The 26,997-nt window shown below is 70.6% G+C and carries 21 protein-coding genes; 9 read left to right on the top strand and 12 right to left on the bottom strand.

Annotated elements, in window-relative coordinates; translation table 11 throughout:
- Nucleotide 1 precedes the first annotated feature (1 nt).
- Nucleotides 2–1,858, top strand: a complete 1,857-nt coding sequence (gene aspS, locus QQK49_RS09820; protein ID WP_284303756.1) for an aspartate--tRNA ligase — start codon at nucleotides 2–4, stop codon at nucleotides 1,856–1,858.
- 203 nt (nucleotides 1,859–2,061) lie between these two features.
- On the top strand, nucleotides 2,062–2,400 hold the full coding sequence (locus QQK49_RS09815) for a hypothetical protein (protein WP_284303755.1): 339 nt from the start codon (nucleotides 2,062–2,064) through the stop codon (nucleotides 2,398–2,400).
- A 6-nt stretch (nucleotides 2,401–2,406) separates the two neighbouring features.
- Here QQK49_RS09815 and QQK49_RS09810 read toward each other — a convergent pair whose 3' ends face one another.
- A complete protein-coding gene (locus QQK49_RS09810) occupies nucleotides 2,407–2,613 on the bottom strand; it encodes a WCX domain-containing protein (protein WP_284303754.1) in 207 nt (68 codons plus the stop codon).
- The gene (locus QQK49_RS09805; RefSeq protein ID WP_284303753.1) at nucleotides 2,610–3,371 is read right to left on the bottom strand and encodes a helix-turn-helix transcriptional regulator; all 762 of its coding nucleotides are present in this window, start codon (nucleotides 3,369–3,371) and stop codon (nucleotides 2,610–2,612) included. Before QQK49_RS09805 ends, QQK49_RS09810 begins: the two co-directional genes overlap by 4 nt.
- A gap of 61 nt (nucleotides 3,372–3,432) precedes the next feature.
- Here QQK49_RS09805 and QQK49_RS09800 point away from each other — a divergent pair, with 61 nt between their 5' ends.
- The 4 genes from QQK49_RS09800 (at nucleotide 3,433) to QQK49_RS09785 (ending at nucleotide 7,257) form a co-directional block, all read left to right on the top strand.
- Entirely contained in the window at nucleotides 3,433–4,431 is a 999-nt protein-coding gene (locus QQK49_RS09800; RefSeq protein ID WP_284303752.1) for an SDR family oxidoreductase, read from the top strand.
- A gap of 156 nt (nucleotides 4,432–4,587) precedes the next feature.
- The gene (locus QQK49_RS09795) at nucleotides 4,588–5,220 is read left to right on the top strand and encodes an HAD family hydrolase (protein WP_284303751.1); all 633 of its coding nucleotides are present in this window, start codon (nucleotides 4,588–4,590) and stop codon (nucleotides 5,218–5,220) included.
- Between the two features lie 97 nt (nucleotides 5,221–5,317).
- Nucleotides 5,318–7,117 carry an acyl-CoA dehydrogenase family protein gene (locus QQK49_RS09790; RefSeq protein ID WP_284303750.1) on the top strand — a complete coding sequence of 600 codons (1,800 nt, stop codon included), beginning with the start codon at nucleotides 5,318–5,320 and terminating at the stop codon, nucleotides 7,115–7,117.
- Nucleotides 7,012–7,257: an acyl-CoA dehydrogenase gene (locus tag QQK49_RS09785; protein WP_284303749.1), complete on the top strand. Its 246-nt coding sequence runs from the start codon at nucleotides 7,012–7,014 to the stop codon at nucleotides 7,255–7,257. The genes QQK49_RS09790 and QQK49_RS09785 overlap by 106 nt, the downstream gene beginning before the upstream one ends.
- Before the next feature lie 118 nt (nucleotides 7,258–7,375).
- On the opposite strand, the gene QQK49_RS09780 is transcribed toward QQK49_RS09785, so the two are convergent.
- The 4 genes from QQK49_RS09780 to QQK49_RS09765 form a co-directional block, all read right to left on the bottom strand.
- Nucleotides 7,376–8,440, bottom strand: coding sequence for a winged helix DNA-binding domain-containing protein (locus QQK49_RS09780; protein WP_284303748.1), 1,065 nt, complete (start codon nucleotides 8,438–8,440; stop codon nucleotides 7,376–7,378).
- 64 nt (nucleotides 8,441–8,504) lie between these two features.
- The gene (locus tag QQK49_RS09775) at nucleotides 8,505–9,248 is read right to left on the bottom strand and encodes a B3/B4 domain-containing protein (protein WP_284303747.1); all 744 of its coding nucleotides are present in this window, start codon (nucleotides 9,246–9,248) and stop codon (nucleotides 8,505–8,507) included.
- Entirely contained in the window at nucleotides 9,245–10,033 is a 789-nt protein-coding gene (locus QQK49_RS09770) for a GNAT family N-acetyltransferase (RefSeq protein ID WP_284303746.1), read from the bottom strand. Before QQK49_RS09770 ends, QQK49_RS09775 begins: the two co-directional genes overlap by 4 nt.
- Nucleotides 10,034–10,056: 23 nt before the next feature.
- Nucleotides 10,057–11,373: an O-antigen ligase family protein gene (locus QQK49_RS09765; RefSeq protein ID WP_284303745.1), complete on the bottom strand. Its 1,317-nt coding sequence runs from the start codon at nucleotides 11,371–11,373 to the stop codon at nucleotides 10,057–10,059.
- Nucleotides 11,374–11,847: 474 nt separating this feature from the next.
- Between QQK49_RS09765 and QQK49_RS09760 the strand changes: the two genes are divergently transcribed.
- Nucleotides 11,848–12,747 carry a polysaccharide deacetylase family protein gene (locus QQK49_RS09760; protein WP_284303744.1) on the top strand — a complete coding sequence of 300 codons (900 nt, stop codon included), beginning with the start codon at nucleotides 11,848–11,850 and terminating at the stop codon, nucleotides 12,745–12,747.
- A gap of 77 nt (nucleotides 12,748–12,824) precedes the next feature.
- Nucleotides 12,825–14,234 carry a replication-associated recombination protein A gene (locus QQK49_RS09755; protein WP_284303743.1) on the top strand — a complete coding sequence of 470 codons (1,410 nt, stop codon included), beginning with the start codon at nucleotides 12,825–12,827 and terminating at the stop codon, nucleotides 14,232–14,234.
- Nucleotides 14,235–14,382: 148 nt separating this feature from the next.
- Here the strand turns inward: QQK49_RS09755 and QQK49_RS09750 are convergent, their stop codons facing one another.
- The 6 genes from QQK49_RS09750 to QQK49_RS09725 all read right to left on the bottom strand — a co-directional run bounded on the left by QQK49_RS09750 (nucleotide 14,383) and on the right by QQK49_RS09725 (nucleotide 23,643).
- The gene (locus QQK49_RS09750; protein ID WP_284303742.1) at nucleotides 14,383–17,613 is read right to left on the bottom strand and encodes a S41 family peptidase; all 3,231 of its coding nucleotides are present in this window, start codon (nucleotides 17,611–17,613) and stop codon (nucleotides 14,383–14,385) included.
- A 134-nt stretch (nucleotides 17,614–17,747) separates the two neighbouring features.
- Nucleotides 17,748–18,866 carry an ABC transporter ATP-binding protein gene (locus QQK49_RS09745; RefSeq protein ID WP_284303741.1) on the bottom strand — a complete coding sequence of 373 codons (1,119 nt, stop codon included), beginning with the start codon at nucleotides 18,864–18,866 and terminating at the stop codon, nucleotides 17,748–17,750.
- A complete protein-coding gene (locus QQK49_RS09740) occupies nucleotides 18,859–19,896 on the bottom strand; it encodes an ABC transporter ATP-binding protein (protein ID WP_284303739.1) in 1,038 nt (345 codons plus the stop codon). Before QQK49_RS09740 ends, QQK49_RS09745 begins: the two co-directional genes overlap by 8 nt.
- Nucleotides 19,897–19,908: 12 nt before the next feature.
- Nucleotides 19,909–20,865, bottom strand: coding sequence for an ABC transporter permease (locus tag QQK49_RS09735; RefSeq protein WP_284303738.1), 957 nt, complete (start codon nucleotides 20,863–20,865; stop codon nucleotides 19,909–19,911).
- A complete protein-coding gene (locus QQK49_RS09730) occupies nucleotides 20,858–21,787 on the bottom strand; it encodes an ABC transporter permease (RefSeq protein WP_284303737.1) in 930 nt (309 codons plus the stop codon). Before QQK49_RS09730 ends, QQK49_RS09735 begins: the two co-directional genes overlap by 8 nt.
- A gap of 188 nt (nucleotides 21,788–21,975) precedes the next feature.
- The gene (locus tag QQK49_RS09725; RefSeq protein WP_284303736.1) at nucleotides 21,976–23,643 is read right to left on the bottom strand and encodes a peptide ABC transporter substrate-binding protein; all 1,668 of its coding nucleotides are present in this window, start codon (nucleotides 23,641–23,643) and stop codon (nucleotides 21,976–21,978) included.
- Between the two features lie 649 nt (nucleotides 23,644–24,292).
- On the opposite strand from QQK49_RS09725, the gene alaS reads away from it, so the two are divergent.
- The gene (alaS, locus tag QQK49_RS09720) at nucleotides 24,293–26,995 is read left to right on the top strand and encodes an alanine--tRNA ligase (protein ID WP_284303735.1); all 2,703 of its coding nucleotides are present in this window, start codon (nucleotides 24,293–24,295) and stop codon (nucleotides 26,993–26,995) included.
- Nucleotides 26,996–26,997: the final 2 nt, after the last annotated feature.

Raw genomic sequence — 26,997 nt, 5'->3', positions numbered from 1 at the left:
CGTGCTCCGCACCCACACCGCCGGCACCCTGCGTGCCGAGGACACCGGCACGACCGTCACGCTCACCGGATGGGTGGGGCGCAGGCGCGATCACGGCGGGGTGGCGTTCATCGATCTGCGCGAGGCCTCCGGCACCGTCCAGGTCGTCGCCCGCGACGAGGTGCTGACCGGAGCCGCGCACGACCTGCGCAACGAGTACTGCGTCAAGGTCGTCGGAGAGGTCGCCCCGCGCGACCCCAAGGACGTCAACCCGAACATCCCCACGGGCGAGATCGACGTCGTCGCCGCCGAGATCGAGGTGCTCTCGGAGGCCGCTCCGCTGCCGTTCCAGATCGACGAACGCACCACCGTCGGCGAGGAGGCCCGTCTCAAGCACCGCTACCTCGACCTGCGCCGACCGGGCGACCGGAACGCCGGCCACGCGATCCGCCTGCGCTCCAAGGTCAGCTCCGCCGCCCGCCGCGTGCTCGAGGGACGCGACTTCGTCGAGATCGAGACCCCCACCCTCACCCGGTCGACCCCCGAGGGCGCCCGTGACTTCCTCGTGCCGGCGCGTCTGTCGCCCGGCTCCTGGTACGCCCTGCCGCAGAGCCCGCAGTTGTTCAAGCAGCTGCTCATGGTGGCGGGCATGGAGCGCTACTACCAGATCGCCCGCTGCTACCGCGACGAGGACTTCCGCGCCGACCGCCAGCCGGAGTTCACCCAGCTCGACATCGAGATGAGCTTCGTCGAGCAGGACGACGTGCTCGAACTCGGCGAGGCCCTGGCCAAGGAGATCTGGTCGCTCATCGGCGTGGACCTGCCGACGCCGTTCCCGCGGATGACCTACGCCGACGCCATGGCCCGGTACGGCACCGACAAGCCCGACCTGCGGTTCGACCTCGAACTCGTCGACTGCACCGCGTACTTCGCCGACACGAGCTTCCGGGTGTTCCAGAACGAGTACGTCGGCGCCGTCGTCATGCCCGGCGGCGCGTCCCAGCCGCGCCGCACCTTCGACGCCTGGCAGGAGTGGGCCAAGCAGCGTGGCGCCCGCGGCCTGGCGTACGTGACGATCGCCGAGGACGGCACGCTGGCCGGCCCGGTGGCCAAGAACCTCTCCGACGCCGAGCGCGACGGGCTCGCGGCGCACGTCGGCGCCAAGCCGGGCGACTGCATCTTCTTCGCGGCCGACAAGACGAAGGCAGCCCGCGGTCTGCTCGGCGCCGCCCGCCTGGAGATCGGCAAGCGGTGCGGGCTCATCGACGAGGACGCGTGGAGCTTCCTGTGGGTGCTCGACGCGCCGCTGTTCGAGCCCGCCTCCGACGCGGTCGCCTCCGGTGACGTGGCCGTCGGTTCGGGCGCGTGGACCGCGGTCCACCACGCCTTCACCTCCCCGAAGGCCGAGTTCCTCGAGACCTTCGACACCGACCCGGGCCCGGCCCTGGCCTACGCCTACGACATGGTCTGCAACGGCAACGAGATCGGTGGCGGCTCCATCCGTATCCACCGCCGCGACGTGCAGGAGCGGGTCTTCAAGGTCATGGGTCTGAGCGAGGAGGAGGCGGCCGAGAAGTTCGGATTCCTCCTCGACGCCTTCAAGTTCGGCGCTCCGCCCCACGGCGGCATCGCGTTCGGCTGGGACCGCATCGTCATGCTGCTCGGCGGGTACGAGTCGATCCGCGACGTCATCGCGTTCCCCAAGTCCGGTGGCGGGTACGACCCGCTCACCGACGCGCCCGCGCCGATCACACCGCAGCAGCGCAAGGAGGCCGGCGTCGACGCCAAGCCGAAGAAGAAGGACGAGGCCGGCAAGGACGACGCGGCCCAGGGCAAGGGCACCCAGGACACCAGCGCCGTCGCTCCCAAGCAGAGCTGACCGAGCCCGTCGGCCCGCTCTGCCGTGGACGCGCCGAGGTCCGCCCGTCGGGGCGGACCTCGGCGTTTGCCGGGTCGGTTCTGGTGCCGTGCTCACCCGATCGGGGGAGCACGGCCGCGGCATGGTGTGGGCTCTGCCTGCGTTGAGGTCGCGGGGCATCGGCTGGGTTGGCGCAGTCGGCCTTTCTCCGGTTGTCTTGTCCCATGCGATTCGACGACATCCTGCGCCGCGGCCAGCAGTACCTGCGCACCGAGAAGGGGCAGGCCACCGGACGCAAGGTCGCGGGTGCCGCCCGCGACGCCGCCCGGCGTGGCCAGGAGTACCTGGGCAGTGAGCAGGGTCGTGCCACGGGGCACAAGGTGACCGACGGTGCCCTCGGCGCCGCCCGCCGCGTGGCTCCCAAGCAGGCCGCCAAGCTCGACGGTCTCGGCCGTGCCGCGCACGACTTCATCGACAAGCAGGGACGTCCCGGTGGGGGCGCCAGTGGAGCGGCCGGCACCGGTGGGCCGGACACCCCGATCCGTCCGACCGACGGCCGCTGACGACGTTCACCGCGCGTTGAGGCGGGCGATCCGGTCCGCACGTTCGGCCAGCGCGGTCCGCAGGGTCGGCGGGTCGAGGACCTCGAGGTCGGGAACGCCGATGAACTGGGCGAGCGCGACCTCCTCGCTCTCCACGGCCAGGTCGATCGTGACGAGGCCGTCGTCGCTCCCGTCCGCATCGGCGAGAGCAGCCGCGACGGCCCTGGCGGTCACCGGCCCGGGTACGGCGGAGCGCAGGACGGGTATCGCGGCGCGGGGAGCCTGATGCGCGCCGGCGTCTGGTGCAGATCGGCCCCGAAGTCGACCGCCGCCTGTCGCCAGTAGCCGTCGAGGTCGAAGCCCTCGGGCCGCGGCGCGGGTTCGTCGAGGGTAGCCACTGCGACGATCCGATCGACGCGGTAGGTCTGCGGGGATCGCCGGTGCGCCGCCACGAGATACCAGCGGCCCGCCTTGAGAACGAGCCCGAGCGGGTCGACCCGGCGCCGCACCACCTGCCCGCCGCGCGCGTACCGCAGGTCCAGGCGGCGCGAGGACCACACCGCTGCGGCGACGTCTTCCAGGTGCTCGCCGGCGTCGGCGTCGTGGAACCACCCGGAGGTGTCGAGGAGGAACCGGTCGGCGACTGCATCGATCCGGCTTCGGACCGCCGGCGGAAGTCCGGAGCGGACCTTCGAGCGTGCTGTGGCCAGGACCGCGCCCAGCCCGAGGTCGGCGCCCGGGCCGCCGATGAACAGTGCTCTCGCCTCGTCGGTCGTCAAGGCGTCGACCGGGGACCGCCAGCCCGCCACGAGGCCGATGCCACCCTCGGGCCCGGTGACCGTGCGGACCGGTACTCCCGCTTCGTGGAGCGAGCGCACGTCGCGGTAGATCGTGCGAACCGAGACCTCGAGACGTTCGGCCAGCTCGTCGGCCGTCACGACGCCGTGCCGGGGCAGAGCCATGACCAGGGCGAACAGGCGGGCGGATCGCATGACGAAACCCTAGTCGCCCTCCCTGACAGCAGATGTCAGGGAGGACGGGGACGCTGATGTCATGACGGACAAGACACGTGTGGACGACACGACTTCCGGTGTCCCGGGCAGGGGCGCGTCGAGGAGTGGTGGACAGCCCCTGGCCGGGCGTGTGGCCCTGGTGGCCGGGGCGACCCGTGGCGCCGGGCGGGCGATCGCGATGGCGCTCGGTGGGGCCGGAGCGACCGTGTACTGCAGCGGACGCTCGGGTGGCGGGGCGCGCTCGGACTACGACCGCCCGGAGACCCTGGAGGAGACCGCCGCCCTGGTCACCGAAGCCGGCGGGACCGCTCTCGTCAGCGTCACCGACCACCTCGAACCGGAGGAGGTGAGCGCCCTCGTCTCCCGGATCCATCGCGAGCAGGGCCGCTTGGACATCCTCGTCAACGACATCGGTGGTGAGGCCTACGTACGGTTCGGGGTTCCGTTGTGGGAGTACCCACTCGAGGAGGGACTGCGCCTGATGCGGGCCGCCTTGCTCAGTCATCTCATCACCGCCCGGGCCGCACTGGGCCTCCTGGTGCGCCACCCCGGCGGGCTCGTCGTCGAGATCACCGACGGCACCAGGGAGTTCAACCGCGACCGGTTCCGCGACACCGTCTTCCTCGACCTCACCAAGACGGGCGTGGACCGGCTCGCCTTCGCCGAGGGGCACGAACTGGCCGAGCACGGCGGCACCGCGGTCTCCGTGACACCGGGATGGCTGCGCTCGGAGATGATGCTCGAGGCCTTCGGGGTCACCGAGAACGACTGGTTCGACGCGAGCCGCGCGGCGCAGGAGCCGGGGTCGCCGCCGGCGGCGTTCGTCATCTCCGAGACGCCACACATGCTGGCGCGGGGCATCGCGGCGCTGGCCGCCGATCCCGGACGGGCACGGTGGAACACGCGGTCGGTGAGCAGCTTCGAGCTCGCCGAGCACTACGACCTCACCGACGTCGACGGCTCCCGACCCGACACGTGGCGGTACATGCGCGAGGTCGTGGAGACCGGAACCGCCGCGGACGTCACCGACTACCGCTGACCTTCATCCGCCGACACCGCCGCCTATAGCCGGCGGTGTGGGCGATGGACCTGCTCGGGGGCTCGCGCGGCGCCCGCGCCGTCTCGACTACGGTTCGTGGCGGGCGCCGGTCACCTCGACGTGGCGCCGACGCGGATCCGTACGTGAGGAGATGGCATGAAGGGCCACCAGGAGGTGCACACCGTCCTCTTCGACGCGGACGGGGTGCTGCAGTGGCCGGCGAGTGGGTGGCTGGAGGTGTGGGAACCGTTCGCGGGTGGCGACCTCGAGACCTTCGTCGCCGACATGTTCCACGCCGAGAAGGCCTCGCTCGAGGGTCGGGAGCGTGTGCACGACGGCGTGACCCGTTACCTCGCCGAGCGGGGGCTCGACGTCGGTGCGGTCGACGAGATCGTCAAGGCGTGGGCCATGATCGAGCTCTTCGGTGAGTCCTTCGAGCTGATCGCCGCGATCCGCGCCGCCGGTGTCCGCTGCCACCTGGCGACCAACCAGCAGAGCTTCCGGCGCGACATCATGCTCGACCTCGGATACGCCGACCACTTCGACGAACTGTTCTTCTCCTGCGACCTCGGCGTCGCCAAACCCGACCCGCGCTACTTCGAGGCCATCCTCGACCGGCTGGGACACGGCCCTGAAGGAGTCGTCTTCATCGACGACCGGCTCGACAACGTCGAGGCCGCGCGCTCGGTGGGCATCGATGCCCACCCACACGACCATCACGACAGTGCCGATCAGGGTGTCGGCGACCTCCGTGCCCTCCTGCGTCGAGTGGGCGTGCCCGGGGTGTGAGGGCGGGTCGTGACGCCGGCGCGCGAACAGCGGTGCGGCGGCCCGTTGTCGGCGTCTCGGCGGGTGTGGTCGCGCCGATCCGGGCAGCATGGAACACATGAGCGACCTCGCCGATGCACTGCGTGTCTCCCTCGACGGACCCTGGGGTGAGGTGCGCGAGACGGCGCGCCGCCAGATCGAACCCGGCCGGTTCGGGCCGCCGGAGGTCGACCTGCCCATCGAGGAGTACCGCGCCCGCGTCCACGACCAACTGCTCGACCTCGCCTCGCTGGGGTTCGCCGGGCTGGGCCTGTCGACCGACCAGGACCGGACCGATCAGGGGGCATCGGTCACGGCGTTCGAGATGATCGGCCACGGCGACCTGTCGCTGTTCGTCAAGGCCGGGGTGCAGTGGGGCCTGTTCGGGGGAGCGGTCGCCGCCCTGGGCACGGCCGCGCACCACGAGCGCTACCTCGAGGCCATCGCCTCGGCAGACCTGCTCGGATGCTTCGCGATGACCGAGACCGGCCACGGCTCCGACGTCCAGTCGCTGCGGACGACCATCACGCACGACCCGGACGGCGACGCACTCGTCGTCCACACCCCCGACGAGAGCGCCCGCAAGGACTACATCGGCAACGCCGCCCGCCACGGACGGATGGCGGCGGTGTTCGGCCAGCTGCTCACGGCCGACGGCACCAACCACGGCGTCCACTGCGTGCTCGTGCCCGTCCGCGACGAGTCCGGCGCGGCGATGCCCGGCGTCACCATCGGCGACTGCGGCAGCAAGGCGGGACTCCCCGGCGTCGACAACGGCCGCTTCACCTTCGACCAGGTGCGTGTGCCCCGGGAGAACCTCCTCGACCGGTACGGCTCGATCGACGCCGACGGCACCTACTCCTCACCCATCGACTCCGACGGCAAGCGCTTCTTCACGATGCTCGGCACCCTGGTGCGCGGGCGGATCACGGTCGGGGCCGCGGCCGGCTCGGCGACGCGCAACGCCCTGACGCTCGCGACGATCTACGGCCTGCGACGCCGGCAGTTCGCCGGCCCGGACGGTCAGGACGTCGTGCTGCTGGACTACCTGGTCCACCAGCGCAAACTGCTGCCGGCCATCGCGCGCAGCTACGCCCTGATGTACGCCCAGAACGACCTGACCCGCACGATGCACGAGGTGATGAGGGCCGGCGACGCCGCCGAGGAGGGCGCCCGCCGACGTCTGGAGACGCGCGCCGCGGCCCTCAAGGTCGCCTCGACCTCGCACGCCTCGACCACGATCCAGATGTGCCGGGAGGCCTGCGGCGGCGCCGGCTACCTCTCGTTCAACCGGCTGGGCAAACTGCGCGCCGACACCGACGTGTTCACGACCTTCGAGGGCGACAACACGGTGCTGCTGCAACTCGTCGGCAAGAGCCTGCTCACCTCCTACGCCTCGCAGTTCGAGGACATGAACGTCGTCGAGACGGTGGGCACGGTCGTGCGCCAGGCCGGAGCGGCGCTGCTGGAGCGCACGATCAGCGGCTCGCTCGTGCAGCGGCTGCTCACCGGAGCCCCGGGACGCGACGCGGACGACGCGCTGGAGGATCGGGGTGGTCAGCTGGCGCTGTTCACCGACCGCGAGGAGCACGTGCTGGAGACCCTCGCCGGGCGGCTGCGGCGGGTGGACCGCACCGATCCACGCCGCGCGTGGGAGACCTTCGACGCCGCGGCACCGCACGTGCTCGAGGCAGCCCAGGCCCACATCGACCGTATCCTGCTGGAGGCCTTCGCCGCCGCGGTCGATGCCTGCCCGCCGGGGAGGCCCGGGACGTGCTGGGACTCGTCGCCGACCTGTTCGCCTGCTCGACGGTGGAGGCGAACCGGGCGTGGTACCTCGAACACGGACGCATGTCGTCCGAGCAGGCCAAGCGGCTGACCGGACGCGTCGACGACCTGCTCGACCGGCTCCGCCCGCATGCCCAGACCCTCGTCGACGCCTTCGCGATCCCGCGCGAGTGGCTCGTCAGTGACCTTCTCGAGCCGTTGAGCAGCAGCGAGGTCGACGCCGTCGTCTGATCCACGGCACGGCGTCACCGGGCGGGTGGGTCGCCACGGTCGCTGCATGATCGACGGGGTGGGCGAGAACTCGGTCTCCGACGAGTGGCCGCACCCGATCTCGGGGTGGGCTGCCGACTCAGGTCGGCAGGGCGGCGGACAGACGGGGCACCGCGTTGACGACGGGGCTCGGCAACGTGTCGAAGGGCGTGACATCGACGGGCGCACCGGCCTTCGTGGCCTTCTTCCATGTGCCGACGCCGCGTCCCCGATGAAGGACGGTCCCCTTGAAGACGCCGTTCCCGCCCGGCACGACGCGCCGCTCCTCGTCCTCGCTGAGCACCGCGCGGCGATCTCCGTACCCGAGGACGATCTCGTCGAATCCCGGCAGGAGCAGCGGTGCCGCCGTGGCCCGGCGCCAGGTGGCGTAGCGGTCGGGCAGGTCCGGGCTCATCCAGTACGGGCGATCCTCGACGTGTGTCGTGACGACGTCGCCGGCGTCGGCCAGGTCGGTGAGGTGACCCCGCACTTCGACCTTGCCGAGCTTGGACCACCAGCAGAAGTCCTCGACAGGCACCGGACCCCGCGCGCAGATGTACCGGTACAACAGTTCGCGTACGCCGTCCTCCCGGTCGACTCGCCGTGGAGTCCTGATCCACTCCGAGGTGAGGACGAACCGTTGCTCACGGCCCTGGGTCGGCCCCTGGCACACCAGTCCCGCGACGGCCAGGTGGAACAGATGGTGGTACCCGCGGCCGCCGTGCGTCGCGATCCCGGCGTCCTGCCACCGCGCGAGGAGTTCGGCACGGGTGAGACCGCCACCGGACAGCGCCTCCCGAGCCACGGACTCCGCACGGTCGAGCAGGTCAGGACTCAGGCCGAGTTCGTCGCGCCGCCGGGTGGTCGCGCGGCGGGTCTTCTCGGCCGTCAGCCCACCGATCCAGCCGAGGTCCTCGGCGGCGACGACGAACAGCGTCCCGCGCATCGGCCACGAGCGGACGATGCGTCCGGAGTCGTAGGCCGCCCGGACCTCGGCCGCAGACCGCCCGGTCGTCCGCAGCGCCAGGGAGACGGTCGACCCCGGGTAGTCCTGGCCTTGGGTGCACGTCAGATGCCCGACCGCCTCGACCACACCGTCGAGCGGGTCGACCAGACGTTGGGAGACCAGGCGCATGCGGGCGACGTCGGCGAGTGAGGTCTGCATGATCGGCAACCTACCCACCTGAGACAGCCGCCGAGGACGAGACAGGGGCGCGTGCGGTGCTGTCTCAGACCGCACCTGCTGTGTCAGGTGAGGGGGTGGGGGTGAGGATGCGGGAGGTGATCTCGGCGTCCGGGCTGATCTCGTGCAGGGCTGCGGTGAGCGCGGCGCGGACCTCCTCGGCTCGCTCCATCGCATCTCCCGGCTCGACGTCCAGGACGTCGCCGATGAACACCGCGTCCGTCGTCTCCTCCGTCAGGCGGGTGCGGTGGCACTGCCGCCAGTTCCACCGGCGACACGTGACGCCCTCGTCGTCACGCCACACCACCTCGCCGGGCTCGGGGTGCTCGATCACCTCCGCGCCGGAGGCCAGGGTGGCGAAGTCCTCCTCACCGGTGGCGCGCACGAGGTGCATCGGGCCGGAGTAGGCGCGTAGGTTCTCCCCGCCCAGCGGCACCTGCAGCCGCACGGAGACGGCGTTGTAGGCGTCGGCGAGCCGGTTGATGCGGGGGAGCCCGTCCGGCACGCGCCGCAGGAGGGCCTCGGCGCTGTTGCGGGTGCGCTGCGGCTTGGCACCGAACGCGCGGAACGCCTCCCGCCACGCGGCCATATGCGGGAGGTCCTCGACCTTGCCGTCGCCGATCGCCTCGGTGGCGCGCTGCTCGGCCTCGACGAGCAACGCCTCGCTGACCTCGTCCGACGGGCCGGCCCGCAGGCCGGTGGCGGTGAGGAGGACACAGCGGTAGTCGGGGCGCAGGGCCGCGACCTCGGGGGAGATGCGGGCGCTCTCGAGCCAGTCAGTGGTCGTCATAGCCGCACCCTAGTGACGCCGAGGTGCGCGTATCGGCCGGGGAGGCGACGTGTCTGCTCGCCCACGGCTTGTCCACGACGTAGCCGAGGCTCGCGTAGAGCGCGCGGGCGGCGTCGTTGTCCGCGTACATGCCGAGCGTGCACACCCTCGGTCTCGACCATCCGGTCGGTGAGGGCGGCGCTGATCGCCCGCCCCAGGCCGTGACGCCGGTGCGCGGCGGCGACGAGGATGCCGCCCAGGTGGGCGGTCCCGGCGGGAAGGCGCTGCACGGCACCGCACGCGATGAGGGCGCCCGCGTCGTCGCGCACCCCCAACCACACCTCGCTGTGCCCGGTGCCGGGGAACCCCTCGAAGCGGGGGTTCTCCACGGCGGCGAGCGCCGTGATCTCCTCGCAGTCACGGGTGTCGTCGAGCTCGACGATCCGGTGACCGGCGGTGTGGGTGTCGCCGGTGCGGCGTGTGGTCCACATCCAGTCCCAGTCGCCACCGCCGAGGACCTCGAAGCGCTGCGTGATCTGCTGCGCCTCGGGTCGGGGGACGGAGACGCCTCCGATGGCGTGCCGCGTGAGCATCTCGCGCTCGATCAGCGCGTCGAGGAACGCCCCGACCTGCGGACCCCACACGAAGAGGCTGGGCGCGCGGGCCGCGGAGGCACGCATCACGCCCACCGTCGACCCGAGAGCCCATCCCCACACGTCGGCGGCAGGATCGAGACGGGCGAAGACACCGCCGTCCCCGGTCAGGGTCACCAGATCGGCCCGTGAGGCCACCTCGACGAGATGCACCCCGACAGCATCCCATCGCCGGTTCACCGAGAGGTCGAGACCCGTCGATCCGGGGTCGCGTCGACTCCCGCGGCAGGTGGCTGCGCCTCCTCGGGTGAGGCGGCCCACCACACGGAGGCCACCGCCTGCCCGAGCATCAGCCACCACACCGGCGTCGTGAGCACCGTGGCCGAGGCGAACCCCATCGCGACGAACGCGACCAGCGCGGCGAGGGTCTCGGTGCGGGAGAGTGTGCCTGCGCGCCCGGCCGATCGGGACCGCACCGACCCACGCAGGACGGCGAGGAGCGCGACGACCAGCACGACCCCGAGACCGGCCGCCACGACGACGCCGTACTGGAGCAGCAGTTCGACGAACGAGTTGTGCAGCCACGTGTGCACGGCCACCCCCGGCGCGGGGTCGGCGGCGAGGAGCACCTCGTACGACGCGGCGCCGGTGCCGAGTCCGTCGGAGTCGCGGAAGTACCGCAACGCGGCGCGGATGAGGTCGAGGCGCAGTTGATCGGAGCGGGCCGTCCCGGGCTGGTCGGCGGTGGCCAGCATCCTCGCGACGGGGTTGTGGGCGGCGAGGGCGGGGACGACGAAGGCGGCGACCGCCAGGGCCACGGCGACCGCGGCGCCGACCGCCAGGACGATGCGGGAGGGACGCCGACGGACCGGCGCGTCCGGACCGCTCCCACGTGATCTCCCGCGTGATCGCAGGAAGCCCCACAGGTGCAGGCCGAGCACGACAACGAGCGTGAGCAGCCCCGAGCGGCTCTCGGTGAGCATGACGGCGATCGCGCCGAGGACGACGGCCACCACGAGCAGCGCGCGCATCCGCCGGCCGTGCCGGGTGGAGGCGGCCCAGGCGAGGGTGCCGGAGATCATCGCGGTGAGCGCGATGGCGAAGTCGTTGGGATTGCGAAAGGCGCCGGCGACGATCGTGCGGTGCGAGTCGGCCCACGACAGCCCGGGCTCGATCCACAGGTGGTCGTCGGTGAGGAGTTCGTAGCCGGCGACGAGGATCGACAGTCCCAGTCCCAGGGCCCACCCGACCCGCATCCCCCGCAGCCCGGACTCGCTCCGGCGGGACAGGGCGACGACGGTGAGGGCGACGGCCACCCCGGCGACGAGGCCCTGGACCTCCGCCCGGCCGTCACCCGGGTCGGGTGCACGCAGCAACGCGACCGGGGCCCACACGGCGACGAGCACGGCGAAGCACAGCAGTGAGAGCGGTGCCGGCCGGCGCCACGGTGTGTGGCGGGCGGACCAGAGCGCCACCGCGGCCACGACGAGGATCACGAGCGTCGCCGCCCGCAGCTGGATCAACGGGAACAGCGTGAGATCGCCGGCCGCCACGGCCAGGACGAAGCACGCCGCAGGCAGATGTGGCGGCAGGCGTGACGGCGACCGCGACGATGCGCGCGACGGCGGCCGTGACCGGCGTGAGAACTCCCCCAGAGTCTGGACACGCGCGCAGTCTAGGGCGCCGGTCGCGCTGACGACGACGGAAAAGACACAGGTCAGGGCGTGTTTCAGGGTGTCCTTGCAGCAGAGTCGAATTGAGCCGCGGCTGCTGTCCGCACCCTGGACGGTGGCGCCGGAGACCCCTGGAGCATCCGCGAGAACCGAGGCGACGAGGTCCGGGGAGGCGGTTCGGAATCCCGTCCACATCGCCGGTGCGCCGTGGCCGCCCCCGGAGCGGACGAGGAGCCCCGGGCCACCTGCCGGACGGACGTCCGCCCAGGTCAGGATGCATGAATGCGACTGTGCGCCAACCGAAATCGTTCTGTATAACCGGTGAGTGTGACTGTGAGGAGCGGCAGGGCCGCTGTGCGTGTGGCAGTGGTGACGATGGCCGCGTTGACGGTGAGTGGATGCATGGGCCAGGCGGCGGCGCTGCCCGGGCAGGACGCCCTCCCGGATCTCCCGTCGGCGACCGCCTCCGTCCCCGTGCCGTCGTCGACGGTCGCGCCGACCGCCACGGCCCCCGCGACCACCACGCCGTCCTCGTCCCCGACACCCGCGGCGACACCCGGGTCTGCAGCGCCGACCCGGGCTCGCGCCTCGGCCGCATCGGCCCGGACGTGCCCCGCCCCCAGGACGCTCGCGCAGCTCCCCGGCGCCGGCCGACGGATCGCGTTGACCTTCGACGACGGCCCGTCACCGATCTCGACCCGCCCGATCCTCGAGATCCTCGACCGGGAGGGCGTCAAGGCGACGTTCTTCCAGATCGGGGAGAACGCGAAGGAGTACCCGCAGATCACGCGGGAGGTCGCCCGGCGCGGTCACGTCGTCGCCAATCACTCCTGGAGCCACCGCGACTTCAGCACGTCGAGCCCGGCGCACCTGCGTCAGGAGGTGGACGCGACGACGACGCTGCTCCAGAGCCTGACCGGCGAGCGGATCTGCTTCGTACGGGCGCCGTACGGCAACCGCAGCACCGGCAGCGACGCCTTCCTCGAGGGTCGCGGTCTGACCCAGATCATGTGGCAGGGCGACACCCGCGACTGGTCCGGCCCCGGAACCTCGGCCATCGTGCGGGACGCGCTGGCCGCCCCGCCGCGCCGCGGCGCCTCGGTGATCCTGCTGCTGCACGACGCCAAGCAGTTCACGCCGAAGGGGCAGGAGGCCGGTCGGCAGACGGTCGCCGCGCTGCCGACCGTCATCCGTGAGTACAAGAAGCTCGGCTACACCTTCGTCCAGGTCGACGGGACCCTGTTTCCGGACTGACCCGGCCGACCGTCGCGATGTGGTGGTCCGGTCGCGCCGCGTGACGGGTCGTCGGTGGCCCCGACTAGCCTGACCGGGTGAGTGACGACCTGTTCACCGCCGGCCGGGACGGCGCCGATCCCTCCGACGAGCCGGGGGCGGGGGCGCCGGTCCGCCCACCGCTGGCGGTGCGGATGCGCCCGCGCACGCTGGAGGAGGTGCGCGGACAGGCCGGCATCCTGCGTCCCGGCAGTCCGCTGCGGCGCCTGGTCGAGGGCGGCCAGAACACCGCCGGCCGCGTCGGCCCGATGTCGGCGATCCTCTGGGGGCCGCCCGGCACCGGCAAGACCACCCTCGCCCACCTCGTGGCCACCGCCGAGGGGCGCCGGTTCGTCGAGCTGTCGGCGGTGACGGCGGGCGTCAAGGACGTCCGGAGCGTCATGGAGGCCGCTGCCCGCGACCGTGACATGTACGGGCGCGCGACGGTGCTCTTCCTCGACGAGATCCACCGGTTCAGCAAGGCCCAGCAGGACGCCCTGCTGCCCGGGGTCGAGAACCGCCAGGTCATCCTCGTGGCCGCGACGACGGAGAATCCGACGTTCTCGATCATCGCGCCGCTGCTGTCGCGATCGGTCCTCATCTCGCTGTCCTCGCTCACCGACGAGGAGATCGTGCAGGTGCTCGCCTCTGCCCTCACCGACGAGCGGGGTCTGGCCGGGGCGTTCACCCTGGCCGACGACGCCCGAGACCACCTCGTGCGCATGGCGGGCGGGGATGCGCGTCGCTGTCTCACCGAGTTGGAGGCGGCGGCCGGGGTGGCGCTGGACGACCTGCCGGCCGGACGCGGGTACCCCGACGAGCAGGAGCCCGCGCCCATCACCCTGGCGCACGTCGAGCAGGCGGTGGCGCAGGCGGCGGTCCGCTACGACCGGGCCGGAGACGAGCACTACGACGTGGCCAGCGCCTTCATCAAGTCGATGCGCGGGTCCGACGTCGACGCGGCCCTGCACTATCTGGCCCGCATGCTCGAGGCGGGGGAGGACCCACGATTCATCGCGCGGCGCATCGTCATCTCGGCCAGCGAGGAGATCGCGATGGCCGATCCCACCGCGCTGCAGACCGCGGTGGCCGCCATGCACGCCGTCGCGCAGATCGGCATGCCGGAGGCGCGGCTCATCCTCGCCCAGGCCGTCGTGCACAACTGCCTCGCGCCCAAGTCCAACGCCGTGTACACCGCGGTCAACGAGGCCATCGCCGACGTCAAGGCGGGCCGCTCCGGCCCGGTTCCGGTGCCGCTGCGCGGAACCGGACACGCGCGCGCGGCCAAGCAGGCCGGCACGGCGACCGGGGGATACGTCTACGCTCACGACGAACCCGACTCCGTCGCGGCCCAGCAGTACCTGCCCGACTCCCTGGCCGGGGCCGACTACTACCACCCCAAGGAACGCGGATTCGAGGCCCGCATGGTCGAACGGTGGCGCTGGCTGCGCGATCGACTCGGACGCTGACCTCGGGGGTGTGTGAGCGAAGGGTGGGCCCGGCGGCCTGGCGCAGAGTCGGCAGTGTCAGGGGCGCGCGCCGCCTCCGAGGCGTAAGCGTCCAGTGTGTGACGGTTCGCCCCTCCCCTCTGACGTCGTCCGCACGCGACTGACGTCCTCAGTGGACCCGCGGCGCCGGCATCGGCGGCGGTGTCGAGGCCGGCCGGCTCTCGAGCAGGGTGAGGAGTTCGGCGATCCCCCGGTCGAGTTGGGTGTCCTCACCGAGCTCCGCCTCGGCGTCGGCGGGGGAGTACACGACCTCGATGTCGGGGTCGACGCCGTGGTTCTCCACCTCCCAGCCGTGCTGGACGAAGTAGAACGGGTAGCGCGGTTGGGTCACCATCGTGCCGTCCACGAGGTCGAACCGGCCGTCGATCCCGACGACACCACCCCACGTGCGTTCGCCGATGACCGGCCCGATGCCCAGCGTCTGGGCGGCGGCGTTGACGATGTCGCCGTCCGAACCCGACCAGCGGTTGGCCAGGAACACGACGGGACCGCGCGGCGCCTGCGCCGGGTAGGTGTCGACGCCGCAGTGCCGCGCCGAGCCCCAGGCCACCACCGTCCGCATGAGCCGCTCGATGACGAGCTGGGAGGTGTGCCCGCCGCGGTTGTACCGCATGTCGGCGACGACCCCCTCGCACCTCACGGCGTCGTCGAGACCACGGTGGAGTTGCGCCCAGCCCGCCGACATCATGTCCGGCACGTGCAGGTACCCGAGCCGCCTACCGGACTTCTCCCGCACGTACTCCCGGCATTGCGCGACCCACTGCTGGTAGCGCAGGGCGCTCTCGTCGGCGATGGGGACGACCGCCACCCGCCGCCGGGCGCCCTCGCGTTCGAGGTCCAACTCGACGACCTTCTCGACCCGGCCGGCCAGGAGCCGACCGAGGGGCACCCCGGCCACCGGACGACCGTCGACCGCGACGATCCGGTCGCCCGGACGGGCATCCACACCGGCCGCCCTCAACGGTGATCGTGCCTTGGGCTCCGAGGACTCACCGGGCAGGACAGCCGTGATGACGACCGCGCCGTCGCCGTCGCGCTCGCCGTCGATGCCCAACTGTCCGACGGCGCCGTCGGTGGGGCCGGGACGGGGAGTGACGTACGCGTGGGAGGTGTTGAGTTCGCCGACGGTCTCCCAGAGCACGTCGACGAGGTCGTCGTGGGTGCGGATGCGGTCGATGAGGGGGCGGTAGCGCTCGAGCACCGCGGTCCAGTCGACCCCGTTCATGTCCTCGCGCCAGTAGTGATCGCGCATGATGCGCCCGTTGTCGTCGAACATCGCCCGCCACGACTCGCTCAGGTCGACCTCGCGGCGAAGCCGGTCGGTGTCGACCGTGACCCGCTTCTCGCTGTCGTCCTCGACCTTCTCGGTGGCGGGCAGGACCAGGACCCGCTCCTTGTCGCGGACGACGACGCGGGTGCCGTCGCCGCTGACCTCGTAGTCGTCGAGATCGCACAGCTGCGAGACCGACCGGGTGCCGAAGTCGAACCGTTCGAGGTGGTCGCGCACCTCGTCCTCGACACCGGCGCGCCCGGCTCCGAGCTCACCGCGGGCGGCCTTGCGGATCCACAGGACGCCGTCCTTGGCCGAGCGGAGGCGCTCGAGATGGCCCGAGGGCACCGGGACGGCCACGATGCGATCCTCGAAACCGTCGACGGCGAACTCCGGCGACACGGGGGCCTTCGCCGACTCCGCTGTGGGGGCGGTCGCCGACGCCTCCTGCGTCGACCCGTCGTCCGCCGTGGACGTCGGCTGTTCCAGCGGCCAGCCGTCGGCGGTCGGCCCGAACGGCGCGGCCTCGTCGGCGGCCAGCGGCGCCAGCCACGGGCGCACGGCGTCGGAGAAGGCGAGGTCGAACCCGAAGGCCGAGTAGTGGGGGTCGAGGGTGCGGGCCGAGAGGAACATCAGGTGGCGTCCGTCGCGGGTGAAGGCAGGGGAGCTGTCGTCGAAACGCCCCGAGGTCAGCGCGGTGGCACCGCCGTCGCCGCGACGGTCGAGACACATGAGACGCCGGTGCTGCTCGAGCGCGACCGGCTCGGTCCACACGAGGTGGCGGCCGTCGGGGGAGAAGGTGGGGAACTCGGCCTCACCCTCGCTCGAGCGGTGGACGTCGGTCACCTCGCCGTCGGCCAGATCGACCAGACGCACCACGCCGTCGTGGGAGATCACGGCGGCGACGTCGGCCTGCGGCGCGACGGTGAGGTGCAGGACGCGACCGAGCCGCCCCGAGGCGAGCAGACGCGGGTCGTCCTGGCCGGCCACGTCGACCACCGCCAGGGAGTCCTGGCCACCGGCGTCGGTGGCGGCCACGACCCGCCCGCCGCACACCTGCGGCTCACGGACGCGGGTCGAGTCGTTGCCGAGCAGGAGCCGGGCGGGGCCGCTGCGGTGGGTCAGCCACCACGCCTGTCCGTACCACTCGGCGACCGAGCCGTTGGCCGGCTCGTCGGGGCGCAGCGCCTGCAGGCGGTTCTTCGCCGTGATCGTCGTGTGCGGCGCGGGCAGCGGACCGAGGTCGACCTCGAGCAGGCGCGGCTGCGCCTCGAGGGAGTCCATGACATGGATGCGGCCGCGGGCGTGGTAGGCGAGGCGGGTGCCGTCGGTGGTGAGGTCGCGGACGTACCCGTCCTCGGCGGTGTGGTGGGTGTGTTGCCGGAGGTCGCCGCCTCCTGCATCGACGGACCAGACCTGCGCCTGCTCGTCGGCGGCGTCGGGGAAGCGGGCGCCCAGGTCACTGCTGAACACCAGCCGGTCGCCGACCCACACCGGCGCCCAGAAGCCCGCCGCCTCCTCGGGGAGGACGCGGGTCCACTCGCTCTGCGGCGAGGACCGGACCCACAGCATCGGGGCCGTCCCGCCGCGATAGCGCTTCCACATCGCGTTGTCTCGGCTGTTCGGCGTCGTGATCGCCTCGGCGCCACCCGGCGCCACGGCCAGGGACATCGCGTGCCCGAGCGGCAACCGCTCGAGGCTCCCGTCGAGGCCCACCGAGAAGAGTCGCCGGCGCTGGGAGTGGGGTTCGCCGTGGTCGGAGGCCACGAGGACGAGGTCGGCGTCGACCCACCCCCGCACGCGGGTGCCGGGGCGCCCCCACCACGTGAGCCGCTCGGCGGTGCCCTCCTCACGGTCGAGCACGAAGACCTCCCAGTGGCCGTCCCGCATCGAGGACCACGCGATGCGGGTGCCGTCGGGGGAGAAGAACGGACTCGCGCACGGCGAGCGGTCGGAGGTGAGCCGCGAGCCACGCCCGCCACTGATCGGCAGGAGCCAGAGATCGTCGTCGGCGACGGCCACGACCTCGTCGCCGTGCAGGTGGGGATAGCGCAGGTAGCCGTCGGTCATGGGTCTGTCCTACCGCAGGGAGGTCCGGGTCCGCAGTCCCTTGATCGAATCTCCTCCGACCGCGGCCCAGACCCCACGACACACAAGACGGCCGACCGCGGTCACCCGCGATCGGCCGTCTCGGACCCACGATCCTATGGTCGTGGAGCTGCTGTGGCGCCCCCACCGTCGTGGTGCGGCCGGGCCGCACCCTCCGGCGCGGAGGTGGACGAGTGGGAACCTCCCGACGTCTGGGCGCCCGGGGCAGTGGTCACCAGCACCTGGCGGACCTCTGCAAAGTGGCAGGCGCTGCGGTGCCCGCCGGCACCGTCTGGCCGATCGATCAGTTCCGGAGACTCCTGCTTGCAGAGGTCCTGCGCCTTCCAACAGCGGGTGTGGAAGCGGCACCCACTCGGCGGGTTGGCGGGGGAGGGCACGTCACCGGTGAGCACGATCTGATCGCGCGCTCCACGCAACGTGGGATCCGGAACGGGCACCGCCGATAGCAGTGCCTGGCTGTAGGGGTTGGTCGTGCGCTGATAGATCTCGTCCTCGGTGCCGAGCTCCATCATCCGGCCCAGGTACATGACGCCGACCCGATCGGAGATGTGCCGTACGACCGACAGGTCGTGGGCGATGAAGATGTAACTCAGTCCCAACTCGTTCTGCAGCGCTTCCATGAGGTTGACGACCTGCGCCTGCACCGACACGTCCAGCGCCGACACGGGTTCGTCGCAGACGAGCACCTTGGGCTTGAGCGCGATCCCGCGCGCGATCCCGATGCGCTGACGCTGACCACCGGAGAACTGGTGGGGGTAGCGGTTGATGTGCTCCGGGTTCAGACCCACCATGTCGAGCAGGTCCTGCACCGCCTTCCGACGGCCCTTCTTGGGCACGACGTCGGGGTGGATCTCGAACGGCTCCCCGATGATGTCGCCGACCGTCTTGCGCGGGTTGAGCGAGGTGTACGGGTCCTGGAACACGATCTGGATGTCGCGACGGATCTTGCGCATGGCCGACCCCGACTTGGAGAACATGTCGACCCCGTCGAAGTGAACGGTGCCGGACGTGGGCTCCTCCAACCGCATGAGCAGACGCCCGAGGGTCGACTTGCCGCAGCCGGACTCGCCGACGATGCCGAGCGTCTCACCTTGGCGCAGTTCGAAGCTGACTCCGTCGACGGCCTTGACGTGCCCGACGGTGCGCCGAAGGACGCCACCCTTGATGGGGTAGTGCTTGACGAGATCCTTGGCGACGAGGATCGAGTCATCCATGGTAGATCTCCTCGCGGAAGTGGCAGGCGCTGAGACGGTCGGGGGCGACCGGGAGCAACTCGGGGCGATCACGGCGGCAGATGTCCTGCGCGAACCGGCATCGTGGGTTGAACTCACACCCCGAGGGCAGGCGCAACAGGTTCGGTGGCAGGCCGCCGATGGCCGAGAGCTCCTGACCCTTCTGGTCCAGGCGCGGGATCGACTCCAACAGGCCGAGGGTGTACGGGTGCGCCGGCTTGCGGTACAGCTCGTACACGTCGGCGCTCTCCATGATGCGGCCGGAATACATGACGGCGATCCGGTCGGCCACGTCGGCCACCACGCCCAGGTCATGCGTGATGAGGATGAGGCCCATGTTCCGCTCCTCCTGCAGTTCTGCCAGGAGGTTCATGATCTGGGCCTGGACGGTGACGTCCAGGGCCGTCGTCGGCTCGTCGGCGATGAGGACCGCAGGGTCGAGCGCGATGGACATCGCGATCATGATGCGCTGCCGCATCCCACCCGAGAACTGGTGCGGATACGCCTTGATCCGGTCCTTGGCACCGGGGATGTTAACCCGCTCCATGAGGCGGACCGCCTGGGCCATGCTGTCGGACTTGTTCATGCCGCGGTGCTTGCGGAACATCTCGGCGATCTGCCAACCCACCGGGAACACCGGGTTGAGGGAGCTCAGGGCGTCCTGGAAGATCATGGAGATCTCCGGACCCCTGGTCCGGCGCCGGCGGTCCTCGGCCATGGTCAGCAGGTCGTGGCCGCAGTAGCGGACCTCGCCTTGCGGGATCCTGGCGGGCGGCATGTCGAGAATGCCCATGATGGCCTGTGCCGTGACCGACTTGCCCGAGCCGGACTCGCCGAGGATCGCCAGGGTCTCACCGGCGTGCAGCGAGAAGTTGACGCCGTTGATGGCCCGAGCGACGCCGTCCTCGGTGTGGAACTCCACGTGGAGGTCGTCGACCTCCAGCAGCAAACCGTCCGGGCCGGGCTGGTAGCCGGTCTCCGTCTTGGGGACCGTCTTCTGAGTGGTTGTCATCGGGATCCTTCCTCACCGGGACTTCGGGTCGAACGCGTCCCGGGCGGCGTCCCCGAGCATGATGAACGCCAGGACACACAGGCTGAGGAACACGCTGGGGAAGAACGGGATGTGCGGGAACGTCCGGAGGAACGTCAGCCCCTCGTTGATCGATACGCCCCAGGAGACCGCGGGCGGTACGAGGCCGATCCCGAGGAAGCTCAGCGTGGCTTCGGCCACGATGTAGACACCGAGGTTGATGGTCGCGACGACCAGGATCGGGGCCATGGCGTTCGGGAGGATGTGGGACACGATGATCCGCCAGGGGCCCGCCCCGAGCGCACGGGCCGCCTGGATGTAGTCCTGTGGCAACACCTGCATCACCGAACCGCGCATGAGGCGGGCCAGACTCGGCCAGCCCAGGATCGTCAGCGCCATGACCACCTTGAAGATGACGAGCAGGTACGGCGTGCTCTGGTCGCTCGGGAAGGCGCTCATGAAGAGGATGCCGCCGAGCAGGATCGGGATCGCGAAGAAGACATCGGTGATCCGCGAGACGAGCGCGTCTATCCAGCCGCCGCGGTAGGCCGCGAGGATGCCGACGGCGCCGCCGATCAAGGTGGTCGCGATGGTCGTGAAGATGCCGACGAGGATCGAGGCCCGGGCACCCTCGATCGTGCGGGCGTAGATGTCGTAACCCTGGCCGTCGGTGCCGAACCAGTGCTCGGCACTGGGCTTCATCCGCACGTCGAAGACCTCGCGCGCATTGGTGTTCGTGAACAGGCCCGGGAAGATGGCCATGAGCACGAACACGGCGATGAGGATCATCGAGAACCAGAAGGTCGGCTTGCGACGGAGTTGGCGCCACGCATCCGAGGTGAGGGATCGTGCCGGGCCGGTGGAGTCGGGTGCCCGCGTCTCGTCGGTCGCAGGTTCACCGGGCTCATGACCGAGCGTGTCCGTGGTCACCTTGTTGGGGGTGTCAGTCATGGCTGATCCTCGGGTCGAGGGCACCGTAGAGCAGGTCGACGATGAGGTTGACGATGAGATACACGATGACCAGCGCGGTCACGGCACCGACGACGGCGAACCCGTCGCGGTGGTTGATGCTCTGGAAGATGTACCCCCCGATGCCTTGGATGTTGAAGATGCGCTCGGTGACGATCGCGCCACCGAGCAGGGCGCCGAAGTCGTAACCCATGAAGGTGATGACAGGGATCATCGAGTTGCGCAGCGCGTGCAGGCCGATGGCCCGGCGCTGGGTGAGCCCCTTGGCCTTGGCCGTGCGCACGTAGTCGGCGCGGAGGTTCTCGGCCAGGTTGGTCCGGGTCAGCCGAGTGACGTAGGCCATCGACAGGGCCGCCAGCACGATGGCCGGCATGAGTAGCTGGTACATCGATGGATTGCGACTCGTCACCGTGACAGGGAACAACCCCCACTTGACCCCAAGGTAGAACTGCGCCAAGGCGCCGATGACGAAGATCGGCACCGAGATCACCACGAGCGTGCTGATGAGGATGAGGGAGTCGAGGAACGACCCCTTGCGTATCGCGGCGAGGACACCGGCGGCGATGCCGATGACGGCCTCGATGACGATGGCCATCAGGGCCAGCTTGCCGGTGATCTGGTAACGCTGCTGCAGGTCCTTCATGACGGGGACGCCATAGGTGTTCTCACCCAGGTCGCCGGTCGCCAGCTTGCCGAGGTACTTGACGTAGGCCTCCGGCAACGGGTCGTCGAGGTTGTACTGCTCGCGGATGTGCTTGACGACGGCCGGGGGACACGCGCGGTCACCGCACTTGCCGGCCGAGGGATCTCCGGGGAGGGCGAAGACCATCGCGTAGATGATGAACGTCGTCCCCAGGATCACGGGGATCATCTGGAGCAGTCGTCGGAGGACGTACGTGCCCATGACACCTCCATGGTCGAGGGTCGCCCGGATGGGGGCGTTCGTGTGGTCGTCAGGAGTGGGGGCATCAGACCCGGGGCCGGGTCGACGCCCAGGGGCCTGAGGCCTCGGGGCCGCAGGCCCCTGGCCCCGGGGCTCGGACAGGCCGCCCGACACTGCTCAGGGCGCAGGTCGGGCGGCCTGTCGTGAGGTCACTGCTTGACAGTCACCGCGAGGAGGTCAGGGCGGCCGTTGGCAGCGTTCACCTGGACGTTCTCGACCTTCTCCGACCAACCGATGGTGGCCGTGTAGTACCACATCGGGATGGCCGGCATGTCCTGCGCAAGCATCTGCTCGGCCTCCTGGTACTTCTGGAGGGACTGCTCGCCCTGCGCCTTACCGGCCTCGACGAGCGCCTTGTCGAACTCCGGGTTGTCGTACTTGTTGTCGTTGCTCGAGGCGCCCTTGGCGTACATCGGCGTGAGGAAGTTCTCGATGTGCGGGTAGTCGGCGATCCACCCGGACCGGAACATGCCCTTCATCTTGCCCGCGCCGATCTGGTCGCGGAACGTGGCGAAGTCGGTCACGGGAGTGGCGACGCAGTCGACACCCAGAGCGCCTCGGATCGAGTTGCAGGTGGCCGTGACCCACGCCTTGTGGGCGGAGTCGGCGTTGTAGGAGATCGTCAGCTTGCCGTCGAAGCCGCCGGCCTCCTGGAGGAGCTGCTTGGCCTTCTCCGGGTTGTAGGTGCAGAACTCACCGCAGGTTCCGGCCTTGTAGCCCTCCACGCCGGGCGCCACCCAGCCGTCGGCAGGCTGACGCGCACCGTCGAACTGGTCGTCGATGATCTTCTGGCGGTCGATCGCCATGGAGATGGCCTGACGCACCTTGGGGTTCGCGTAGTCCGGCGAGACCTTGTCGGGAGCGAACGTCACGGTCTGGATGGCGGGGTAGGCCTTCTGCTCGAACCGCTCGGGCAGGTCGGACTGGTACTTCTTGGCCACCAGAGCGCTGCTGGGGATCTCGTCGATGACGTCGAGGTTGCCGGCGAGCAGGTCGTTGTAGGCGGCCTCGGAGTCCTGGTAGATCCGGAACGTGATCTTGTCGACGTTGCCGCCTCGCTCACCGGAGAAGTCGGCGAACTTGGTCAGGACGGCCTGGCGTCCCTGGTCGTAGGACTCCACCTGGTAGGGGCCCGCGCCGACCGGCTTCTTGGCGAACTCCTCGGGGTTCGCGAAGAAGGCGTCGGGCTGCGGTGCGAACGCGGTGTAGCCGAGACGGACCGGGAGGTTGGAGACCGGCTCGGTGGTCTGGATCGTGAAGGTGTGGTCGTCGACGACCTTCAGGCCGGACATGGTCTCGGACTTCGGCTTCGGCGCCTCCTTCGGCCCGTCGCTGTCGGGGTCCTCGGAGGACACGTCGGCGAAACCGACGATCGGCTCCATGAAGTAGGCCAGGTACTGGGCGTTGGGGCCGTAGGCGGTGTAGTTCCAGGCGTCGACGAAGTTCTTGGCCTTGACCTCGGTGCCGTCGTGGAACTTGTAACCGGGCTTGATCTTGACCGTGAAGGTCTGGTTGTCCGAGGACTCGACGGATTCGGCGATGTCCTTCTCCGGGGCGCCGGTCTCGGGGTTGTACCTGAAGAGCGTGGCGGCGAAGAGTTCGACGATGTCGTGACCGCACGACTCGCCGGTGTCGCCGCCGATGAGGGGGTTCTGGGGCTGGCAGCCGCGGACGGTGATCTCGCCGCCGGCGGCTCCATCGCCGGTGGCGTCACCGCCACCGCCGCCCTGCTGGCCGCCACCTCCGCCGCCACAGGCGGCGAGGAGCGCCGTGGCCGAGAGTCCGGCGACGAGGGCCGCACGAGTCTTGAGATGCATGGTCGTGACCTCCTGCTCCGGCCGCGCTGGTCGACTCGGCCGGATGATTCTGTCCGGGGGTGTGACGCCGCCCTGATGGCTCGGGACGGCATCGACGCCGAAAGGCGTTGCCTCAAGGTAGAGCGAAGCTTTCCCTCAGGCGGGGCGTTCCGGCACATTCCCGGCGTCGTGACCTAATCGTGACCTTGTCGCTTCTGATTCGTGAAACTTCGCATATTGCCCACCGGTCTACCGCGTAGTAGGACCTGCCGGTTCTCGTGGCGAGGGCTCTCGACGGCCGGTCGCCGGGTGTTCATGGGGTGCCGATCTCGACACGCCGGAGGCCTCGCGCCTGCCCTGGCCCTGGGAGTCGTCGCGACGATGATGATCGTCGGAGGTGGGCGTCTCGTTCTGGCACATCCTCGGGCGCGAGCTGGTCTGGGCGGCCACGGGGGCACGTGCGCCCGTGACGGCCTCCGACCCGCGTCTGACCTGCCAGGAACTCCGAGGTCCCGTCGCCACGCCCCGGGCGGGGCTTCGCCGGTCATTCCCTGCTCGACGTAGTGTTAGTCGACAGATCCGTCACGCATGAGCCGCGCTGCGGGCGTGTGTCTCGAGGGATGGCTTCGGCTGCGGATGACGGACGAGCCCGACGACGAAGGAACGACTCATGGAAACCGCCGAGATCAGGCGCCGCTGGCTCCGCTTCTTCGAGAGCAAGGGACACTCCGTGGTCCCCAGCGCACCCCTGCTCTACGACGACCCCAACCTGCTCTTCGTCAACGCCGGGATGGTGCCGTTCAAGCCGTACTTCCTCGGCCAGGAGACCCCGCGGTGGGATCGCGCCACGAGTGTGCAGAAGTGCGTCCGCACCGGCGACATCGACGAGGTCGGCAAGACCAGCCGGCACGGCACGTTCTTCCAGATGAACGGCAACTTCAGCTTCGGTGACTACTTCAAGGCCGGGGCCATCGAGTACGCCTGGGGCCTGCTCACCACGTCCCAGGGCGACGGCGGCTACGGGATCGAGCCCGACAAGCTGTGGGTCACGGTCTACGAGGACGACGACGAGGCCGCGAGCCTGTGGACCGAGATCACCGGCATCTCCCGTGATCGGGTCGTGCGCCGCGGCAAGGCGGACAACTACTGGAGCATGGGTGTTCCCGGGCCCGGCGGGCCCTGCTCGGAGATCTACGTCGACCGCGGCCCGGAGTACGGCCCCGACGGTGGCCCCGCCGTCGACGAGGACCGGTTCATGGAGATCTGGAACCTCGTGTTCATGCAGCACGAGCTGTCGGCCGTGCGCAGCAAGACCGACTTCGACATCGCGGGTGACCTGCCCAAGAAGAACATCGACACCGGCATGGGTCTGGAGCGTCTGGCCTCGATCCTGCAGGGCGTCGACAACATGTACGAGATCGACGAGGTCTATCCCGTCCTGGAGCGGGCGGCCGATCTCGCCGGCAAGCGGTACGGAGCGACCGGCGGACAGACCGCCTCGGACTCCCACCCCGACGACGTGCGCCTACGTGTGGTCGCCGACCACATCCGCAGCTCCCTCATGCTCATCGGCGACGGCGTCACCCCGGGCAACGAGGGCCGCGGGTACGTGCTGCGGCGGATGCTGCGGCGCGCGGTGCGCTCGATGCGTCTGCTGGGCGTGCAGGACCCCTGCCTGCCCGAGTTGCTGCCCGTGAGCCTCGATCGGATGAGCAAGAGCTACCCCGAGCTGAAGCGTGACTGGCCGCGGATCAGCGACGTCGCCTACGCCGAGGAGGAGGCGTTCCGCCGCACCCTCACCGCGGGCACCACGATCCTCGACACGGCGGTCGGCCGGGCCAAGGCGTCGGGCGCCACGCAGTTGGCCGGCGCGGAGGCGTTCCAACTCCACGACACCTACGGGTTCCCCATCGACCTCACCCTCGAGATGGCGGCCGAGCAGGGCGTCTCGGTCGACGAGGAGGGCTTCCGCTCCCTCATGGCCGAGCAGCGCAACCGCGCCAAGGCCGACGCCAAGGCCAAGAAGAGCGGTCACATCGACACCCACCTCTACCGCGAGATCTCCGACACCCTGGCCGGCCCCGTCGACTTCCTCGGCTACGAGGGAGTCATCGGCGAGGGCCGGGTCGCCGGTCTGCTGGTCGGCGGGGAGTCCGGCACCCGGGCGCGGGCGGGGGACGAGGTCGAACTCGTCCTGGACGCGACGCCGTTCTACGCCGAGAGCGGTGGCCAGCTCGCCGACCACGGAGTCATCGAACTCGACGGCGCGCTCGTGCGGGTCACCGACGTGCAGAAGCCGATCACCGGCCTCATCGTGCACCGCGGCATCGTCGAGAGCGGCGAGCTGGGCGTGGGCGACACCGCCACCGGCCGGGTCGACGTCGAGCGTCGTAAGTCGGTCTCGCGGGCCCACACGGCCACGCACATCCTCCACCAGGCCCTGCGCGACGCCCTGTCGAGCACGGCCACCCAGGCGGGTTCGGAGAACGCGCCCGGGCGCCTGCGGTTCGACTTCAGCTGGGGCCAGCCGGTGTCGCCGACCCTGTTCTCCGAGATCGAGGGCCGCATCAACGACGTGGTCCTCACCGACCAGCCCGTCAGCGCCGACGTCATGGACAAGAAGACGGCGCTGGAGTCCGGTGCGCTCGCGATGTTCGGCGAGAAGTACGGGGACGAGGTCCGCGTGGTCTCCATCGGTGACGGCACGTGGAGCAAGGAGTTCTGCGGCGGCACTCACGCCGCGAGCGTCGGGCGGCTCGGCGTCGTCAAGCTGCTCGGTGAGTCCTCGATCGGGTCGGGCGTGCGGCGTGTCGAGGCGCTCGTCGGTGCCGACGCCTACAGCCACCTCGCGCGTGAGAGCGCCGTGCTGTCCCAGCTCACCGACATCGTCAAGGCACGCCCCGAGGAGCTGGCCGACCGCATCTCGCTCATGCTGACGCGACTCAAGGACGCCGAGCGCGAGATCGCGGCCATCCGCTCGCAGCAGGTGCTCTCGCAGGCGGCGACGCTCGCCGAGGGTCCGACCGACGTCGCCGGCGTGCGGGTCGTGGCCCACGACACCGCCGCCGAGGTCTCCGCCGACGACCTGCGCAAGCTCGTCCTCGACCTACGCTCGCGCCTGGGCGAGGGATCTCCCGCCGTCGTCGCGCTGACCGCTGTCGGCAAGGGACGCCCGGTCATCGTCGTCGCGACCAACGCCGCGGCCCGTGAGAAGGGCATCAAGGCCGGTGCCCTGGTCAAGGTGGCCGCCGGAGTCCTCGGCGGCGGTGGCGGCGGCAAGGACGACGTCGCCCAGGGCGGCGGCACCGATGTCGCGAAGGCACCCGAGGCCCTGGGGGCCGTCGGGCGTGCCATCCGCGAGATCGCAGGATGAGC

The sequence above is a fragment of the Mobilicoccus caccae genome (genome assembly GCF_030161635.1).
GTDB classification, from domain to species: Bacteria; Actinomycetota; Actinomycetes; order Actinomycetales; family Dermatophilaceae; genus Mobilicoccus; species Mobilicoccus caccae.
This window is presented reverse-complemented; position numbering and strand designations above follow the sequence as displayed.

Bases quoted from the DNA above. Each gene is read 5' to 3' on its own strand.
- QQK49_RS09815 (WP_284303755.1), top strand. From the start codon at position 2,062: ATGCGATTCGACGACATCCTGCGCCGCGGCCAGCAGTACCTGCGCACC.
- QQK49_RS09805 (WP_284303753.1), bottom strand. From the start codon at position 3,371: ATGCGATCCGCCCGCCTGTTCGCCCTGGTCATGGCTCTGCCCCGGCAC.
- QQK49_RS09800 (WP_284303752.1), top strand. From the start codon at position 3,433: ATGACGGACAAGACACGTGTGGACGACACGACTTCCGGTGTCCCGGGC.
- QQK49_RS09795 (WP_284303751.1), top strand. From the start codon at position 4,588: ATGAAGGGCCACCAGGAGGTGCACACCGTCCTCTTCGACGCGGACGGG.
- QQK49_RS09790 (WP_284303750.1), top strand. From the start codon at position 5,318: ATGAGCGACCTCGCCGATGCACTGCGTGTCTCCCTCGACGGACCCTGG.
- QQK49_RS09780 (WP_284303748.1), bottom strand. From the start codon at position 8,440: ATGCAGACCTCACTCGCCGACGTCGCCCGCATGCGCCTGGTCTCCCAA.
- QQK49_RS09775 (WP_284303747.1), bottom strand. From the start codon at position 9,248: ATGACGACCACTGACTGGCTCGAGAGCGCCCGCATCTCCCCCGAGGTC.
- QQK49_RS09750 (WP_284303742.1), bottom strand. From the start codon at position 17,613: ATGACCGACGGCTACCTGCGCTATCCCCACCTGCACGGCGACGAGGTC.
- QQK49_RS09745 (WP_284303741.1), bottom strand. From the start codon at position 18,866: ATGGATGACTCGATCCTCGTCGCCAAGGATCTCGTCAAGCACTACCCC.
- QQK49_RS09740 (WP_284303739.1), bottom strand. From the start codon at position 19,896: ATGACAACCACTCAGAAGACGGTCCCCAAGACGGAGACCGGCTACCAG.
- QQK49_RS09735 (WP_284303738.1), bottom strand. From the start codon at position 20,865: ATGACTGACACCCCCAACAAGGTGACCACGGACACGCTCGGTCATGAG.
- QQK49_RS09730 (WP_284303737.1), bottom strand. From the start codon at position 21,787: ATGGGCACGTACGTCCTCCGACGACTGCTCCAGATGATCCCCGTGATC.
- QQK49_RS09725 (WP_284303736.1), bottom strand. From the start codon at position 23,643: ATGCATCTCAAGACTCGTGCGGCCCTCGTCGCCGGACTCTCGGCCACG.
- alaS (WP_284303735.1), top strand. From the start codon at position 24,293: ATGGAAACCGCCGAGATCAGGCGCCGCTGGCTCCGCTTCTTCGAGAGC.